The organism is Thiohalobacter sp. COW1 (genome assembly GCF_016629505.1).
GTDB lineage: Bacteria > Pseudomonadota > Gammaproteobacteria > Thiohalobacterales > Thiohalobacteraceae > Thiohalobacter > Thiohalobacter thiocyanaticus_A.
Window position 1 is genome coordinate 1262755 of record NZ_AP024239.1, and the last position, 16330, is coordinate 1279084.

The 16330-nt window shown below is 60.5% G+C and carries 14 protein-coding genes; all 14 read right to left on the reverse strand.

Annotated features, from left to right (window positions below; translation table 11 throughout):
* Positions 1-20: 20 nt before the first annotated feature.
* Entirely contained in the window at positions 21-1712 is a 1692-nt protein-coding gene (locus tag COW1_RS05895) for a P-loop NTPase fold protein (protein WP_201345687.1), read from the reverse strand.
* A 331-nt stretch (positions 1713-2043) separates the two neighbouring features.
* The gene (locus tag COW1_RS05900; RefSeq protein ID WP_242466503.1) at positions 2044-2667 is read right to left on the reverse strand and encodes a tyrosine-type recombinase/integrase; all 624 of its coding nucleotides are present in this window, start codon (positions 2665-2667) and stop codon (positions 2044-2046) included.
* Positions 2668-2769: 102 nt separating this feature from the next.
* Positions 2770-3261, reverse strand: a complete 492-nt coding sequence (locus COW1_RS05905) for a hypothetical protein (protein WP_201345688.1) — start codon at positions 3259-3261, stop codon at positions 2770-2772.
* A gap of 87 nt (positions 3262-3348) precedes the next feature.
* A complete protein-coding gene (locus COW1_RS05910; protein ID WP_201345689.1) occupies positions 3349-3801 on the reverse strand; it encodes a hypothetical protein in 453 nt (150 codons plus the stop codon).
* Positions 3802-3975: 174 nt separating this feature from the next.
* On the reverse strand, positions 3976-6237 hold the full coding sequence (locus COW1_RS05915) for a bifunctional diguanylate cyclase/phosphodiesterase (protein WP_201345690.1): 2262 nt from the start codon (positions 6235-6237) through the stop codon (positions 3976-3978).
* Between the two features lie 111 nt (positions 6238-6348).
* Entirely contained in the window at positions 6349-7575 is a 1227-nt protein-coding gene (locus COW1_RS05920; RefSeq protein ID WP_201345691.1) for a flagellar hook-length control protein FliK, read from the reverse strand.
* Between the two features lie 207 nt (positions 7576-7782).
* The gene (gene fliJ, locus COW1_RS05925; protein WP_096366024.1) at positions 7783-8238 is read right to left on the reverse strand and encodes a flagellar export protein FliJ; all 456 of its coding nucleotides are present in this window, start codon (positions 8236-8238) and stop codon (positions 7783-7785) included.
* Positions 8239-8414: 176 nt separating this feature from the next.
* Positions 8415-9788: a flagellar protein export ATPase FliI gene (gene fliI, locus COW1_RS05930; protein ID WP_201345692.1), complete on the reverse strand. Its 1374-nt coding sequence runs from the start codon at positions 9786-9788 to the stop codon at positions 8415-8417.
* Between the two features lies 1 nt (position 9789).
* Positions 9790-10422, reverse strand: a complete 633-nt coding sequence (locus COW1_RS05935) for a flagellar assembly protein FliH (RefSeq protein WP_201345693.1) — start codon at positions 10420-10422, stop codon at positions 9790-9792.
* Positions 10423-10536: 114 nt separating this feature from the next.
* Positions 10537-11553 carry a flagellar motor switch protein FliG gene (gene fliG / locus COW1_RS05940; protein ID WP_096366021.1) on the reverse strand — a complete coding sequence of 339 codons (1017 nt, stop codon included), beginning with the start codon at positions 11551-11553 and terminating at the stop codon, positions 10537-10539.
* The gene (fliF, locus tag COW1_RS05945; protein WP_096366020.1) at positions 11546-13138 is read right to left on the reverse strand and encodes a flagellar basal-body MS-ring/collar protein FliF; all 1593 of its coding nucleotides are present in this window, start codon (positions 13136-13138) and stop codon (positions 11546-11548) included. Before fliF ends, fliG begins: the two co-directional genes overlap by 8 nt.
* Positions 13139-13271: 133 nt before the next feature.
* Positions 13272-13619, reverse strand: coding sequence for a flagellar hook-basal body complex protein FliE (fliE, locus tag COW1_RS05950; protein WP_096366019.1), 348 nt, complete (start codon positions 13617-13619; stop codon positions 13272-13274).
* 79 nt (positions 13620-13698) lie between these two features.
* Positions 13699-15075: a sigma-54 dependent transcriptional regulator gene (locus COW1_RS05955; protein WP_201345694.1), complete on the reverse strand. Its 1377-nt coding sequence runs from the start codon at positions 15073-15075 to the stop codon at positions 13699-13701.
* On the reverse strand, positions 15072-16268 hold the full coding sequence (locus COW1_RS05960; protein ID WP_201345695.1) for a PAS domain-containing sensor histidine kinase: 1197 nt from the start codon (positions 16266-16268) through the stop codon (positions 15072-15074). The genes COW1_RS05955 and COW1_RS05960 overlap by 4 nt, the downstream gene beginning before the upstream one ends.
* Positions 16269-16330: the final 62 nt, after the last annotated feature.

Consider the following 16330-nt stretch of genomic DNA (forward strand, 5'->3'; position numbering starts at 1 on the left):
GTTTTCTATACATTTTAGTCTTATTTATTATCGTCGGTATTAATGCCAAATTTCGCCACTCTCCTGGCGTTTATTTTGCTCTCTTTTGCAATTCTTAATAGTGCCTCTGTTGCATTTTCAGCAATCTTTTTATCCCTATCAGATGCGTTTGTAAAACGACCAAACTTCAGACATGTGTTTATCCATGAGCCTAAGTGACGACCTTTTTCGTTTTTAAATAGATCATAGAACTCATCTACAGTTGCATTTGCTAAGACATCTGCATCATTGCCACCCCAGCTATCCTTTCCAGATATGGAGCTTAGTACTTCTTTTACTGTTTTATGTTCTTTATATTGGTCTTTTAACTTAGAAAACTCATCTATTATTTTTTTATCGTCTATCTCGCTTTCGAATGCGTATCCATCGAGGTCAAATAGCTTTTTTTCATCTTTTCGAACCTCAATGTAATGATTAATCAACTCATCAGCCTGTTTGCTTCTTCCAAGATCTCTAAAAAGCCTCACCGTACCGTTCAAGTTTATCGGTGTAATATATTTTGTATTTTTCTTGAAACTTTTATAGATTGCGTCAATCACTTCCTCTTCGTTATCATCAAAGCAGTCATGGTAAAGACGCCATGCTTCCTCAAATGACGAATCTGATTTAGCAGCAATATGTTGCTTATTTAATTTTTCAGCCTCAATATGGAGATTTTCTTCGTCAATAACTCCAGACTCTACTGCCGCCAAAATAACCAAATCAAGCTCGTCGGTTGTTTGATATCCATAATCAGTGAGAATTGATTTCCATAATTTTTCTTGTTCCGTTTGATTCTCGTCTTCCACCCCGAACATCTTGTAGCCAATATTTCGCAAATATTCAATAGTCGGGACATCTTCTCCTTTGTGATAAATACACCAAGAATAAAGCACAAGGGTGTGAATGGTTTGTTTTAAGACTTCAGGCTCGTACTTATTGAGCAAACCAGATAGTAAAGTAGATAGCCGTTCAATCTTTTTGATCGTTCTTATGTTGTTTATTTTCAGTTTCTCGATATATTCCTTTAGTATCAGCTTTTCTTTCGCTTCAGAGTTTAACGCAATATCTACACTTTCACTTGCCAAAGGGTCAAAGCGCATCTCTATATCAATTACTTTTTCTTTATACTTTTTATACTCTTCTTCTAATTTTTCATCGTCAAATGATTCGTCATTAAGTATCAAAACAATCTTGCAGTTTTTTCTTTCCTTTAATTCTGATAGAACACCTAATATATCTTTAGGTTTAAGAGAGTCTCCTTTCCTTTCAAAATCATCAATACAAATGAGTGTGTCTTTCACAGCCAAAAAAGTAATAGATTCTACAGTAGGGAAGAATTTATTTAGATAAGGTAAATCACCAGCCAATTTGGCTAGCTTTTTCCCAAACGAAGTAGAAACGCCTGCCCAGTTTTCTTTGAAGGTTTCTAGACTTGGCTCAGTTCCTATGAGATTTATATTGATTTGTTGCTCAAATATTGAATACCTAAATGATTCAAGGGAATTCACACCAAAAAGTGAAACATATGAATATTTTTCATGGCCAATTTTATTATTGTTTTTTGCTTCAGCAAGAAGCTTATTCCACGTAAATGTCTTACCAACGCCCCATGCGCCTTTTATTGCCAGTACTTCTGGTGTCTTAGATTCCAGAAATCGAAATATTTCACGTTTAACTATATCGAAGGACATTCCTATACTCTTTTTGCATAACAGTACATTGTAGGAAATACAATATTGTTAATAATAGTTAGGATTCTTCCAATCATGTAATACTACCGATTCAACGTATTCTGGAGTTTACTTTTTTACTGTGTTCTGGTATGAACATGTATGGAGCTATAGAACTCCCTTGGTTGGCTTGCTTCGCCCGAACTATTACAGGCTGCCAAGTCCACCTTCCAAGCGTATATTTCAGCGAAATATAATAGCCGGTGAAAATCTCTACCTCGCACGACCAAGAAAGTCCGCTTAGTGCCGGAAAACGACCGCCTCGACGGCGGCCGTCTCCGGCTAGGGTCCATTAGACCTCGGTCTGCTCCGCCATCTCAAGGGCGTCGTCAACCTCGATACCCAGATATCTGACCGTACTCTCCAGTTTGGTGTGCCCCAGCAGGAGCTGTATCGCCCTGAGGTTCCTCGTCCGACGGTAGATCAGAGTGACCTTGGTCCGCCTCAGCGAGTGGGTCCCGTAGTCGGTCGGGTCCAGCCCGATCTCATCGATCCAGGAATGGACTATCCTCGCATACTGGCGAGTCGTGATATGAGGGGAGCCTCGACGACGGCTTGGGAACAGGAAATCGTCCGACCTCAATTCTCGCTTGTCAATCCACCTGGTCAGGGCATCCCGCGTCACTTCGGTGATCTCGAATCGGACCGGCTGCTGGGTCTTCTGCTGCATGATAATCGCACGGGCTGCTATACGGCCACCGTGCGAGACATCCCGGACGCACAGCCTAACCAGGTCGCAGCCCCGCAATTTACTGTCGATCGCCAAGTTGAATAGTGCCAGGTCGCGGTGCCGCTGCGATATTTGCAGCCGGATGCGAATTGCCCAGATGTCCCTGATTTTCAGAGGAGCCTTCTGGCCTACGAGCTTACCCTTGTTCCAGGGAGCTGGCTGAGGATTGTAAGTGAGCATTTCCATGGCCGTTCCTCCTATCACAAATGGATGGAACGGGAGTATGGCTCAACTCATGAGTGGTCGCTTCGCGACCAAGAGCGGGCCATGCGGTACTTGCATCTCCAGCTAGCAATATAGTCTGACTACACGAAAGTCTAGTGCCGCATCATCGTTACTATTCCTGCGATTCAAATCAACAATATCACAGCGAAACTTATGCTCAGTTTCCTCTTCGTTAAATATAGTCAATTTATCTAGTATATCTCTGGCAAGCTTCGGCTTTATATGAAGATTTATGTTTACACCTTCCTCTTCGAAAGAGCCGTATCCTATATAGCCGTGTTTTTCATATTCGGCCCTGTGATCGCTACCTAGCCTATTTACTCCCAAACTCACTTTGCAGCCTTTCCACTTCTTGGGGACATCAACTCTTGAATCCATGGAAAATGAGAAAGTACCTTCGACACCTCCAGTGATGTACCACTCATCCTGGTACTTATCTTTATCGGAACCAGCTAGGCCTCTTATCCCAAATTCGACGCGAGGGAGTGACGTTATCGTGAAATAGATGCTAATAAAGTCTTTATCTTCATATAAGGCTGCCAAATCATCATCCATAGCACTTCCCCCGTTAACACTGCTTATGTAAGCAATTATATGAATTACGGCGCCAATAATAAGATCGATTGGCGCAATGACCCATACTTAAACCTCAATGATTTCCAACACTATGCTGGGCGGCAGAGCGCCAAAGTCTTTTGCCACGAGGATTATTTCCTCATCATCTGGTATAGCTGGGCTCGCGGCATGCTCTGCCACGACGTAGTAACTAACGCAATGGGATTGTAGTAAGTCTGTATCTATCTTATAGACATAGCCAGAATCATATTTTCCAGCATGTGTTGCATATCGCTTCGCATTTTCGAAAACCGGGGTTGTTGAAACTCCTGATGTTGGGTAATTTCGACTATCTCGCTGATGTTGTATTACAGCATTTCGCGGCGAATCGCCGTATACACTGCCATCCCCAAAATACGTATCACCTCCAAAATATGTCGATTTCTGAAAAGGTTTACCAATCTCTTTCGGTATTAATTGGCCATTCGTGCATGCGTGCAACTCTGGATTGACACCACGATAAAGATATTGATGCTCCATCTTTTTATCCGTAAAGGGTTGTATTGATAAAATCCCTGCGAGCACTAATCCTCAGCCACCACCTGATCCTACCACTAGACGTCTGCTTTGTGCCGATAACGCACTTTCAAATTTCTTAACAAACACTTCGCAGTATTGGTGGGCAGATGCACGCCCTGAAACTCATTGGAGGTATTACTGAATTCGGTTGGACCAGCCACCACCCTGAATCCAGCTGGAGAAGCCCTGGTCGGACAGCGGCTGACTGACGTGATAGCCCTGTACGGCATCGCAGCCGAGGGATTCGAGCAGGTTCCAGGCGGTGTCGTTCTCCACGCCTTCGCCCAGTACCTGCAGGCCCAGGTTGTGGCCGAGGTCGATGATGGAGCGCACGATGACGGGATCGTCCTCGCGGGCGGCCTGTTCGGAGAGGAAGGAACGGTCGATCTTGAGGGTGTCGAGCGGCAGGTGACGCAGCCGCGAGACGGAGGAATAACCGGTGCCGAAGTCGTCGATGGCCACGCGCACGCCGAGATCGTGCAGCCTGCGCAGCAGTTCGGCGCCGTGGTCCAGATCCTTCATCAGGGTCTGTTCGGTGACCTCCACTTCCAGGCAGTCGCCGGACACACCGGCCTCCTGCAGCGCCCACTCGATGCGCTCCAGCAGTCGCGGGGTCTGGAAGGTGCGGGTGGAGAGATTGACCGAGACCGGGATGGTGACGCCGGCCTGCTGCCAGGCCTTGCACTGGCGCAGGGCGGTGACCAGCACCCAGTTGGTGATGGGTACCATCAGGCCGATCTGCTCGGCCATGTCCAGGAAGCCGCCCGGCGGCACCAGCCCCTGCTCCGGGTGCTTCCAGCGCAGCAGCGCCTCGGCGCCGCACAGTTCATGTGAGGCGATGTCCACCTTGGGCTGATAATGCAGTTCGAACTCGTTGCGCTCCAGGGCGTGACGCAGCTGGGTGGAGAACTGCAGGTGCGCGCTGGAGGCAGCGGCCGCGCCAGGCTCGAAGAAGGCAAACCCCAGTTCATTGCGCTTGGCCTCGTACATGGCGATGTCGGCCCGGCTGAGCAGGGTGTCGAAGTCACCGCCGTGGCGGGGCGCATGGGCTATGCCGATTGAGGTGGTGAAATACAGCGGCTGATCATTGTAGTGATAGGGGCGTTTGAAGCACTCCAGGATCTTGCCGGCGACCTGTTCGCCGGCGCGGACCGGATCCTCCACTGCCGGCATCAGCACGCCGAACTCGTCCCCGCCCAGCCGGGCCAGGGTATCGGAATCACGCAGTACGCCGCATACACGCTCGGCCACCTGGCGCAGCAGTTCGTCCCCGGCCTGGTGGCCCAAGGTGTCGTTCAGGGTCTTGAAATGATCCAGGTCCAGCAGCATCAGCACCACGGCCTGATGCTCCTCGCGCCGGGCCTGGGCCAGGGCCTGGTTGACCCGGTCCTGCCACAGGGTGCGGTTGGCGAGTTCGGTCAGTTCGTCGGTGGTGGCCAGGTGCTCCAACCGTTCCAGCGTCTCATGCTGGCGGTTGATATCCTCCAGCATGGCGTCGATGCGCACCACCCGCCGCCGCTGCTTGAAGGGATACAGGGACAGCCGGTGCCAGCTCTCAGCCTGCCCCCGCCCCTGCAGCCGCACCTCGACCTCGGCCGGGCGGCCGTCCAGGGCCTGCTGCCAGGCGGCCTCAGCCTTGCTGCGATCATCCTCGTGCACGGCCATCAGGCAGGGGATCGGCCCCTCGCCCTTACCGTTGCCGTTGCACAGGGCCCTGGCGGCCGGGTTGAGGTAGTGCAGCTGGGCCGCGGTGACATCATAGGACCAGACCTGTTGCGGAATGTTGGCCAGCAGCTGCTGCATGCGTTCGAGCTCGCCGTCCTGCTGCGTGCGCTCGGCCTCCCGGGTCTGCTGCAGGCGATCCAGATGACCTTCGATCATCAGGCCCATGAACAGAAAAACGCGCTTGACCAGCGCGCTCTCCAGGACATTGCGCTCATCGGGCTCCAGCCCGGGCATGTGCGCGATCAGTTGGAGCAGATGATTGAGATACAGCCGGTAGGCGCCGATCAGCCAGACCGGCTTGACGCCGCGCTGCTGATGCAGGTGGCCGATGCGGATCAGGTCGCCGTCTTCCAGCGGCCCGATGATGCGCAGCAGCTGGTTGAGTTGGCTGCGCACCAGGTCGCCGACATCGCCGCCGTCGTTCTCGAAGGCATAGAGGATCTCAGCGATGCTGGGGTTGTCGAACAGATAGTTGTAGTAGGACTCGGCGAACTGCGCCGCGCCCTGGCTGAGCAGGGTCTGATAACGGAGGAGCACTTCCGACTCTGCACTGTCCATCTGCAGCACATAGTGGAAGTCCTTGCGAAGTTCGCGTTCCCGTGAACCGGCTTGCGCGTTCGGGGTGGAATGCGTATTCGCAGTCTTGTTCCGCTGCTTTTTGCTTCCGGCCATCTTCTGGTCTTCGGGTTGTTGTTATTATGGATATACGTTTAAGTTATCACATTTATTCCATCCTGCACACTCTGCATTGACCGTCGCCCGATTGCATTCTGCAACCGGAAGTCAGGCGAACAGATCCAGCATTCCAGTGGGTAATTGTGTAATTTTTGCCGACATTCCTGACGGATTCTGACCGCCCTCATCCGCCTCGCCCATGCCGGCCATGAACTGCTGCTGCTGGGCCTGGGCCGATGCCTGGTCCTGTTCGGCGAAGGAGCGGTCGGAGACATTCACGTCGACCAGATCCATGCCGTTGGCAGTGAACATCTCACGCAGCCGCGGCATGGCGGCTTCCAGTGCCTCGCGCGTCATTGCATGCTGGGCGGTGAAGTGCACCTGGGCCTGCGACTGGCCCGAATCACTGTTCAACGAGACTCGCACCTCGATCGGGCCCAGGTGCTGCGGGTTGAGCTTGATCTCCGCCCCCTGCAGCTTCTGGTTGGCCACCCACATCACCTTCTCGCTCAGGGCATCGCCCCACTGCGAATGCTGCATGGGCAGCGGGATCTGGGTGCCGGGCAGGGCCGGCTGGCTGGCGGTCGGGTTCAGCTGGGCGGTCTGCACCATGCCCTGGGCGGAGGGGGTGAGATTGGGCATGATCTCGGCCGACGCCAGCCGCTGCAGGCCGGACGCGTCCGGGTTGCGTGCGGCGAGTTGAGCCAGCTGGGCCGCGGCCGTCTCCGACCGCTGCTCACCGCCGCGGGCCAGGAACTGGCGGAACAGATCAGTCGACAATTCGGCCTCCTGCAGGGCGTCCTGCGCACCCTGGGCAAGCTGCGGTTGAGCGCCCGGCTGAGTGAGCAGGCGAGCGCCGGCCTCGCCCCTGCCCGGTCGGGTGGCGGCCGCTTCAGCCCCCCTGGCGGGCGCCGCATCAAGCAGCATCTGGGCCAGGGCCAGCGGCGAAACCTCGGTTTCTTCACCGGCCTCGGTTGCAGCCGTCCGGCCTTCGCCATCGGCCAGCAGGCCGCCGGCCAGTCCGGCCTGCCTCTGCGCATCGCCGGACTCGGCATCGTCGGTGCCGGCATGGCCGGCCCGGTCCCCGACCGGCAAGTTCTTGCCCTCGGCGGGGTCGGAGGTTTCCCCCCGCCCTGCCGCAGCGGCCTTGCCGCTGTCGTTTGCCCCGGTGTCGCGCTCGGCCTTGCCGGCATCCATGCGCTTGTTCAGTTCGCTGGAAAAACTGGTGGATTTATTATCGGAATCAGCGGCTTCCGACTGCCTCGCCGGGCCCTGGCCGGAGGCCTTGGCGGGGGCGGACTGAACCTTGACGGGTGTTACCGGCAGTTCGGCCATGTGAGTTCTCCTTGGCTAATCAAACCTTGTCCCCTCCATGGAGCAAGCAACGTGCCAACCGGTCAGATCAAGAGCGCCACGGAATACACGGAAAGCACGGAAGTTTGGTTTGTCATCGCCATGACGCTACGCGCCCGGCGATGAAATCGAAGCTTTTGGGTTAAAACCTTTCTGTGTATTCCGTGTTTTCCGTGACGCTCTTGCACTTCAGGACCGATCCCGGTCCTTGTTGCGCTGATGGCGCTGCAGGGCAAACTCGTCGCTTTCGGACTGGGCCCGGCGTTCGCGGGCCTGGTGTTCTTCTTCGCGGTAGCGGTCGGCCACCTTGTCCAGGGCCTGGGCCCGGGTGCGCGAGGCCAGCCAGTGCCGGCGCTGTTCCTCGCAGGCCTGTTGGCTCCGGGCGATGCGCTCACGCTGTTGATCGATGGCCAGATTGAGGCGGGAGAGAAAGACGCGATAGTCCTGCAGCCGGGCAACGGACAGACCGGTGTTGCCGCTGTGCTCGAACTGGCGGGCATATTCATCGCGATACAGGATCAGCTGATCGAGTTGCTGACGCTGCTGTTCCAGTTCGCGCTGGGCCGCCCCGAGGCGCCGGGCCTGTTCCTGTTCCCGGCGTTCGGCGACATCGACGACCGGTTGGATGCGTTTGGAGCGGGTCATTGAATCTTATTCGTTTTTTGTTGAGCGCGTAGGATGGGTGAAGCGCAGCGCAACCCATCGTGGCGGGACCAGGCGATGGGATACGGCGCTCGCGCCTCCACCCATCCTACAACCAGTGTGCCAGGCATAACACGCAGGGTGGGTGAAGCGGTAGCGTAACACATCGTCCCCAACGACTACTGGGTCGTGGCCAGGGCATTGCCGAGCAACTGATCCAGGTCGTCCAGGCTTTCCACCAGCGAGACCCGCTCGTGCATGCCCTGACGCAGGAACTGCATCAGCCGTGGATGGTAGTGGATGGCCTCGTCCACCCGCGGATCCGACCCCTTCTGGTAAGCCCCGACATTGATCAGATCCCGGTTGCGCTGATAGGTCGAGTATATCTGCTTGAAGCGGCGCGCGGTCTGCATGTGGGTGTCGTCGGTGATCTCGGTCATGGCGCGGCTGATGGAGGCCTCGATGTCGATGGCCGGATAATGCCCGGATTCGCCCAGCTCGCGTGACAGCACGATATGGCCGTCGAGGATGGCACGGGCGGCATCGGCGATGGGGTCGTTCTGGTCATCGCCCTCGGCCAGCACGGTGTAGAAGGCGGTAATGGAACCGCCGCCGGGCTTGCCGTTGCCGGCGCGCTCGACCAGCTGCGGCAGCTTGGCGAACACCGAGGGCGGATACCCCTTGGTCGCCGGCGGCTCGCCGATGGCCAGGGCAATCTCGCGCTGGGCCTGGGCGAAACGGGTGAGCGAATCCATCAGCAGCAGCACCTGCATGCCCTGGTCGCGGTAATATTCGGCGATGCTGGTGGCGAGCATGGCGCCGTGCATGCGCATCAGCGGCGAGGTGTCGGCCGGGGTGGCGACCACCACCGAGCGGGCCAGGCCCTCCTCGCCCAGGTTGTTCTGCACGAATTCCACCACTTCGCGGCCACGCTCGCCGATCAGACCCACCACAATGACATCGGCGTTGGTATAGCGCGTCATCATGCTCAGCAGCACACTCTTGCCCACGCCGGAGCCGGCGAACAGGCCCATGCGCTGGCCGCGGCCGACGGTAAGCAGCGAGTTGATGGAGCGCACGCCCACATCCAGCGGCTCGCGGATGGGCGCACGCGCCAGCGGGTTGATCAAGCGGCCGGTGATGGGCATGCGCTCCTCGACCTGCAAGGGACCGCGCCCGTCCAGCGGCCGGCCGGCGCCGTCTAGCACCCGCCCGAGCAGATGCGGCCCCACCGGCGCCTCACAGGCCCGGTTGGTCGGAATCACCCGGGCGTTGGGCGCCAGCCCCTGCAGATCGCCGATGGGCATGAGATAGAGCTTCTCGCCGCCGAAGCCCACCACCTCGGCCTCGATCTCGCTGCCGTCCGGATTGACGATGAGGCAGCGCCCGCCGATGGCGGTCTGGCAGCCGACCGCCTCCAGGGTCAGGCCGACCATGCGCGTCAGCCGGCCCTCGACCACCAGCGGCACGCCCTCGCCCAGGCGTTCGCTGTAGCGACCCAGGCGCTGCTGCCACAGAGGATTGCGATCGACGGCAGGATTCGCGGCCGACATCTCACTGCACCTCGTCGTCGGCGCGTTCGCCACCGAGCAGGCGGGCGATCACGGCATTGATCCGATTCTCGAGCGTGGCATCGATCTGCGAGGTATCCGACATCACCTTGCAGCCTCCGCGGGCAATGACCGGATCCTCGACCACCCGCCAGGTCTGCTCCTCGCTGCTCAGGGACAGGTTGGAGCGCACCAGCTCGGCGTCCTCCGGATGCAGGTGCAGGCGCACATTGGTCGCGGCCAGCGGCAGCAGCGCCATGGCCTCGCGGATCACGGCGAGGATCTCGCCCGGCTCGGTCCTGAGTTCGCGCCGGATCAGCTGGCGGGCGATCAGTACCACCAGATCGACCAGCTGATGCTCCACCGTCTCATCCAGCTGTTCCAGCGGCCGGGCCAGGGTCTGCATCAGGTGACCGAGTTCGTGCACCCGCGCCCGGATCTCCTTCTGGCCGGCCGCCAGGCCTTCCCGGCGACCCTGCTCGAAACCCTCGGCCTGCGCCTCGCGCTGCAGTTCCTCGAGTTGGCGCGCCGTCATGGGCGTACCGGCATCCTCGCGGGCCTGCGGGTCGGAGACGTCCGGCAGGGACCAGCCCTCGATGCCCTGAAGTTGTTCACTGGGAATGACCTTGGTGCTCATAAAAGTACCCGAAACGTTCTGTAGGATGGGTGAAGGCGCAACGCGCCGTAACCCATCATCATGCCGCCCGGCGATGGGTTGCGCTTCGCTTCACCCATCCTGCTGCATCTGCGTTTATACATATTCCTCCGCCCCCTTGCCGCCGAGACTGATATCGCCGGCCTCGGCCATGCGCCGGGCGATGGCCAGGATCTCCTTCTGCGCGGTCTCGACCTCGCTGATGCGTACCGGGCCCTTGGCCTCCAGGTCGTCACGCAGCATCTCGGAGGCGCGTTTGGACATGTTCTTGAAGATCTTCTCCTTGACCCCTTCGTCGGCGCCCTTCAGCGCGATGATCAGCGTCTCGGAGGAGACCTCGCGCAGCAGCGCCTGCACGCCCATGTCGTCGACGTCGACCAGGTTGTCGAACACGAACATCAGGTCCTGGATCTGCTGGCCCAGTTCGGCATCGGCGTCCTTGATCATGTCCATGATCTCGGCCTCCATCGAGCTGTCGATGAAGTTCAGAATGTCGGCGGTGGACTTCACGCCGCCCACCCCCGAGGACTGGATGGTGTTCTGATTGCCGCTGAACTGGCGTTCCATGATCTCGTCCAGTTCCTGCAGCGCGGCCGGCTGGATGCCGTCCAGGGTGGCGATGCGCAGCAGTACGTCGACCCGCACCCGTTCGGGCAGGAAGGCAATCACCTCGGCGGCATGATCCGAGTCCAGGTAGGACAGCACGATGGCCATGATCTGGGGGTGCTCCAACCGGATCAGTTCGGCCACCGCGCGCGCGTCCATCCACTTCAGTGATTCCAGGCCCTTGGTGTTGTGGCCGAGCAGGATGCGGTCGACCATGGTGCCGGCCTTCTCCTCGCCCAGGGCGTCCACCAGCACCTTGCGGATGTATTCCTCCGAGCCCACGCCCAGGTTGGTCTGGTTGTCGTAGGTCTCCATGAAGTCGCCGAGCACGTTCTCCACCTGCTCGCGCGAGACATTGGTCATGGTCGCCATGGCCGCACCGACGCGCTGGACCTCCTTCGGGCCCATGTGCTTGAGCACCTGCGAGGCGTTCTCCTCGCCCAGCGACATCAGGAAGATCGCCGCGCGTTCGGCGCCGTTGAGCTTGGTGGGGGTATTCTCAGCCATCGTCCTTCACCCAGTTCTTGACCACCTGTGCAACCCGCTTGGGATCCTGCGCGACCAGGTTGCGGGCGTTGCCCATCTGCTCCTCGTAGGCCTGGGCCGGCCGCGGCAGCGCGCCCTGCCCGGCCGCGGCGGCCAGCGCCTCGGGGCTGCTCATGTCCGCGCCCTCCATGGCCGGCATCATACCCGACTGCTCAGAGCGGCCGCGCTCGGCCAGGTTGCGCATGATCGGGCGCAGCACGCCGAAGAAGAAGATCAGCACCACCAGCACGCCGGCGGTCTGCTTGAGCGCATCCCAGACCCAGGCCTGTTCCCACAGCGACGGCTCGGGCAGCGGCTCGGGCACCGGCGCTTCCTGGAAGGCGGCGTTGATCACCTGCACGCTGTCGCCGCGGCGGGCATCGAAGCCCACGGCCTCGCGCACCAGGGTGGTGAACTTGTCCAGTTCTTCCTGGGTCCAAGGCTCGCGGGTGGCCGTGCCGTCCGGTCCCGGCACCCGCTTGTCGTCGATCACCACGGCGATGGACAGCTGGCGGATGGTGCCGGTGGCCAGCCTGGTGTGACTGATGGTCTTGTCCAGCTCGTAGTTGCGGGTACTGCGCCGGCTGCTGTTGGACTGGCTCATGCCCGCAGCCTCGGCCTGCGGCCCCGGCGGGGTGTTGGCCAGGGTGCCCGGCACCCCGACCGCGCCGCCGCCCGCCCCCATCTGTTCCTCGCTGACCTGTTCACTGCGCAGCGCCGGCAGATCCGGGTTGTAGGTTTCCTCGGTACGCTCGGTGCGGGTGAAGTCCAGCTCGGCCGTGACCTGGGCACGCACGCCGTTGTTGCCCACCATGGGTTCGAGCAGGCTGAGAATGCGCTGGGTATAGGTCTCCTCCAGTTTCCTGTTATAGGTGAACTGGGTACCGGTCATGGCGAATTCGGAATCCTGCTTCGAGTTGAGCAGGTTGCCGTTCTGGTCCACGACGGTGACATTGCCGGGATTCAGGTGCGGGACGCTGGAGGCGACCAGGTGCACCACCGAGGCGACCTGACCCTCGTCCAGGCTGCGCCCGGCATACATATGCACCACCACCGAGGCGGTGGGCTCCTCCTGACGGCGCACGAATACGCTGCGCTTGGGCAGGGCCAGATGCACCCGTGCCTCCTTGACGTTGCGCAGTGCGGCCACGGTGCGGGACAACTCCCCTTCCAGGGCATGCTGGTAGCGGGCGTTCTCGATGAACTGGCTGGTCCCGAACCCCTGTTCCTCCTTGAGCAACTCGAACCCGGCCACGCCGCTCTCGGGCAGCCCCTCGCCGGCCAGTTTGAGGCGGGCATTGTGCACCTCGCCCGCCGGCACCATCAGCGCGCCGGTGCCCTGATCGATCCTGTGCGGAATGCCGTGCTGCTGCAGCGCGTTCATCACCTGGGTGACGTCAGCCTCGGCCAGGTTGCTGTAGAGCACGCTGTAGGTGGGGGCGCGCAGCCAGAAGAAGGCCGCCACCCCGATCGCCACGCCGGCGGCCAGCACGACCATGAAGGCCATCTGGCGCCAGGCCGGCAGGGCGGCGAAGCCGGTGTTCGATTCAGCGGGTACCAATGCCATTGTTGTCGTCGCTCTGTTATCGGGTCCGGGTTCCCGTCATTGCGAGCGCAGCGTGGCAATCTCGCAAATCAGGCTGTGCCGGTTGGAGATTGCCGCGGCGCTACGCGCCTCGCAATGACGAATCAAATATTAATCAACCACTCAGATTCATCACCTGCTGGTAGGCCTCGACCAGCTTGTTGCGCACCTGCTTCATCGCCTCGAAGGACACGCTGGCCTTCTGCATGGCGATCATCACATCACTCAGGTTGGTGTTCGGATCGCCGGTGACGAAGGCCTTGGACATGTCACCGGAGGCCTGCTGATACTGGTTCACGGTATCGATGGACTGCTTGAGCATGGCGGAAAAGTCCACACCCTCCGCGCCCCCGGCGGCCTCGGGCCCGGCAGCGGACCCGGTGCCGCCGGCGGCGCCGGCCTGGCTGGCCTGGGCCATGACCCGCATCTGATTGAGCAGTTGATTGACGTCGATTTCACTCATGTCCTGTGACTCCGCTACGGATGACTACATTCAGGTTTCCCGGCCCTGGTCCCGGAATAATGCAGAAACCGGGCCAGCTTCAGCCCGGGATGGCGATGCCGGCATCCCGCATCCGCGCCAGCTTGTAGCGCAGGGTGCGCGGGCTGATGCCCAGCTGTTCGGCGGCCGCCTTGCGGCTGCCGGCGCTCTCCAGCGCCTCGATGATCAGCCGATGCTCGCGATTGCGCAGCCCTTCCTTCAGATCCTCCTCGACCGTCTGCGGCGCCGCCGGGGCAGCCGACCCCGTGCGCGCCGCCGCCGGCGGGGCCTGGATGCCGGCCGGAACGCTCATCTGCTCGGCCTCGAAGTGCAGTTCATCGACCTCGATGCAGTCGCCGCGCATCAGGATCACGGCGCGCTGCAGCACGTTCTCCAGTTCGCGCACATTGCCCGGCCAGTGATAGGCCAGCAGGCGCTGCTCGGCGTCCGGACACAGGGTCGGCACGGCCCGGCCGGCCGGGGTGTGGCGCTCCAGCAGCCGCTGGGCGATGGGCAGGATGTCGCGCGGACGCTCGCGCAGCGGCAGCAGGTGCAGGGGAAACACGTTGAGCCGGTAGAACAGATCCTCGCGGAAACGCCCGGCAGCAACCTCCTCGCGCATCACCCGGTTGGAGGTGGCCAGCACCCGCACGTCCAGCGGGATCGGCTGCTTGCCGCCCAGGCGCTCGACCTCGCGCTCCTGCAGCACCCGCAGCAGCTTGGCCTGCAGGCCCAGATCCATTTCCGAGATCTCGTCCAGCAGCAGGGTGCCGCCGCTGGCCTGTTCGAACTTGCCGGCGCGGGCCTGGTAGGCACCGGTGAAGGCGCCCTTCTCGTAGCCGAACAGCACCGCCTCCAGCATGTTCTCGGGGATGGCCGCGCAGTTGATGGCCACGAAGGGGCCGTCGCGGCGCGGCGAGCGCTCGTGCACATAGCGGGCGAACACCTCCTTGCCGGTGCCGGACTCGCCGGTGATCATCACGGTGGCGTCGGTGTTGGCCACCCGCTCGGCCAGCCCGAGCAGTTCACGGGTGCGGGCCTCCTGCGCCACCACACCCTCATCGGCCGCCGCGGCCTCGGGCAGATAGCGCCGGACCAGCTCGACCAGGGCGTTGGCATCGAATGGCTTGAGCAGGTAGTCGGCGGCCCCGGCACGCATGGCCTCGACTGCCTTCTGTACCGTGCCGTAGGCCGTCATCAGCACCACCGGCAGGCCGGGCTGGCTGTCGCGGATGCGCGCCAGCAGCTGGTGGCCGTCCAGTTCCGGCATGTTCACGTCGCTGACGACCATGGCCACGGACTCGCGCGCCAGCAACTCCAGCGCCGCGCGGCCGTCGCCGGCCGCAGACGCCCGGTAGCCGGCCACCGACAGGGTGTCGCACAGGGCGTCGCGCAGGGCGGTGTCGTCCTCGACGATCAGTACCGTGGCTTCATTCATGCTTGGACTCCTTGCTTGGATATGTCTGCACCGGCCGCACCGCTGGCCAGCGCCCCGGCCAGCGGTGCCGGCGGCAGGCGCAGGCTGAAGGTGGTGCCGGCACCGGCCTCGGACAGGACCGAGATCTCACCGCGGTGAGCCTCGACCGTGGCGCGGACCACGGCCAGACCCAGCCCGGTGCCTTTGGCGCGGGTGGTGAAGAAGGGTTCGAAGATGTGCTCGCACACGTCGGCGGGGATACCCGGCCCGTTGTCGCTGACGCGGATCAGCACGGCACCATCGGCCTGCTGCTCTGCCGTAACCCGGATAACAGGTGTCTGCACCGCGGCTTGCCGGGCATTGATGACCAGGTTGGACAATGCGCCCACCAGGGCCGTCTCGTCGCCCTGCACCGGCACCTGCGGATCGCTGCAGTCGCAGTGCCAGTCGACTCCGGCCAGCTGCGGCTCCAGCTGCTGTTCCAGGGTCTGCAGCAGGCGGCCCAGCGGCAGCGCCTCCGCCTCCCCGCCCTGCCCGCCGCGGGCAAATGCCAGCATGTCGTTGACCATGCGCTCCAGGTGCCGCAGCCGTTCGACGATGCGCCCGCCCAGCTGCTGCGGCCGGTGGTCGGCACTGTCCATGCCACTCAGCTGCGAGGCATACAGCAGCGCGGCAGACAGCGGCGTGCGCAACTGGTGCGCCAGCCCGGCCAGCATCTCGCCCATGGCCGACAGCCGCTGCTGGCGGTTGAGCGCCTCGGTCAGGCGGCGGGTCTCAGTGATTTCGTTGATCAGGAGGATACGTCCGGTGCCGGCATCCAGCGGCCGCTCGGAGATGCGGATCCAGCGGCCGTCATACAGGCGGATGTCGTGGCCGTCGCTGCCGGGTGCATCGAAGCAGTGCCGGCGGATACTGTCCCAGGTCGCGCCGACCAGCGGCGTGCCGAGCAGGTCCCGGGCCATGGGGTTGCATTCGCTGACACGGTCGTCGGCATCCAGTACCAGCACCCCGCCCGGCAGGGCCGCGATCAGGGTCTCCAGCCGGTCGGCCAGTTGCAGCCGCTCGGAGCGGCTGGCCGCCAGTTCGCGGTTGAGCCCCGCCACCTGCTGCTCCAACTCACGGTAGCTGTGCTCCAGGGCGGACGACATGCGGTTGAAGGCCTGGAAGGCCTCCTGGAGTTGCTGCGGGTCGGGTTGTGCGGATGCTGCGGCCATGCGGGTGTCCGTTCGACGTTGTGCCGACACGGTTGCAACATGCATGCCTGAAATGACTAGTT

Coding starts and splice junctions, on each gene's coding strand:
- COW1_RS05895 (WP_201345687.1), bottom strand. CDS start 1,712: ATGTCCTTCGATATAGTTAAACGTGAAATATTTCGATTTCTGGAATCT.
- COW1_RS05900 (WP_242466503.1), bottom strand. CDS start 2,667: ATGGAAATGCTCACTTACAATCCTCAGCCAGCTCCCTGGAACAAGGGT.
- COW1_RS05905 (WP_201345688.1), bottom strand. CDS start 3,261: ATGGATGATGATTTGGCAGCCTTATATGAAGATAAAGACTTTATTAGC.
- COW1_RS05910 (WP_201345689.1), bottom strand. CDS start 3,801: ATGGAGCATCAATATCTTTATCGTGGTGTCAATCCAGAGTTGCACGCA.
- COW1_RS05915 (WP_201345690.1), bottom strand. CDS start 6,237: ATGGCCGGAAGCAAAAAGCAGCGGAACAAGACTGCGAATACGCATTCC.
- COW1_RS05920 (WP_201345691.1), bottom strand. CDS start 7,575: ATGGCCGAACTGCCGGTAACACCCGTCAAGGTTCAGTCCGCCCCCGCC.
- fliJ (WP_096366024.1), bottom strand. CDS start 8,238: ATGACCCGCTCCAAACGCATCCAACCGGTCGTCGATGTCGCCGAACGC.
- fliI (WP_201345692.1), bottom strand. CDS start 9,788: ATGTCGGCCGCGAATCCTGCCGTCGATCGCAATCCTCTGTGGCAGCAG.
- COW1_RS05935 (WP_201345693.1), bottom strand. CDS start 10,422: ATGAGCACCAAGGTCATTCCCAGTGAACAACTTCAGGGCATCGAGGGC.
- fliG (WP_096366021.1), bottom strand. CDS start 11,553: ATGGCTGAGAATACCCCCACCAAGCTCAACGGCGCCGAACGCGCGGCG.
- fliF (WP_096366020.1), bottom strand. CDS start 13,138: ATGGCATTGGTACCCGCTGAATCGAACACCGGCTTCGCCGCCCTGCCG.
- fliE (WP_096366019.1), bottom strand. CDS start 13,619: ATGAGTGAAATCGACGTCAATCAACTGCTCAATCAGATGCGGGTCATG.
- COW1_RS05955 (WP_201345694.1), bottom strand. CDS start 15,075: ATGAATGAAGCCACGGTACTGATCGTCGAGGACGACACCGCCCTGCGC.
- COW1_RS05960 (WP_201345695.1), bottom strand. CDS start 16,268: ATGGCCGCAGCATCCGCACAACCCGACCCGCAGCAACTCCAGGAGGCC.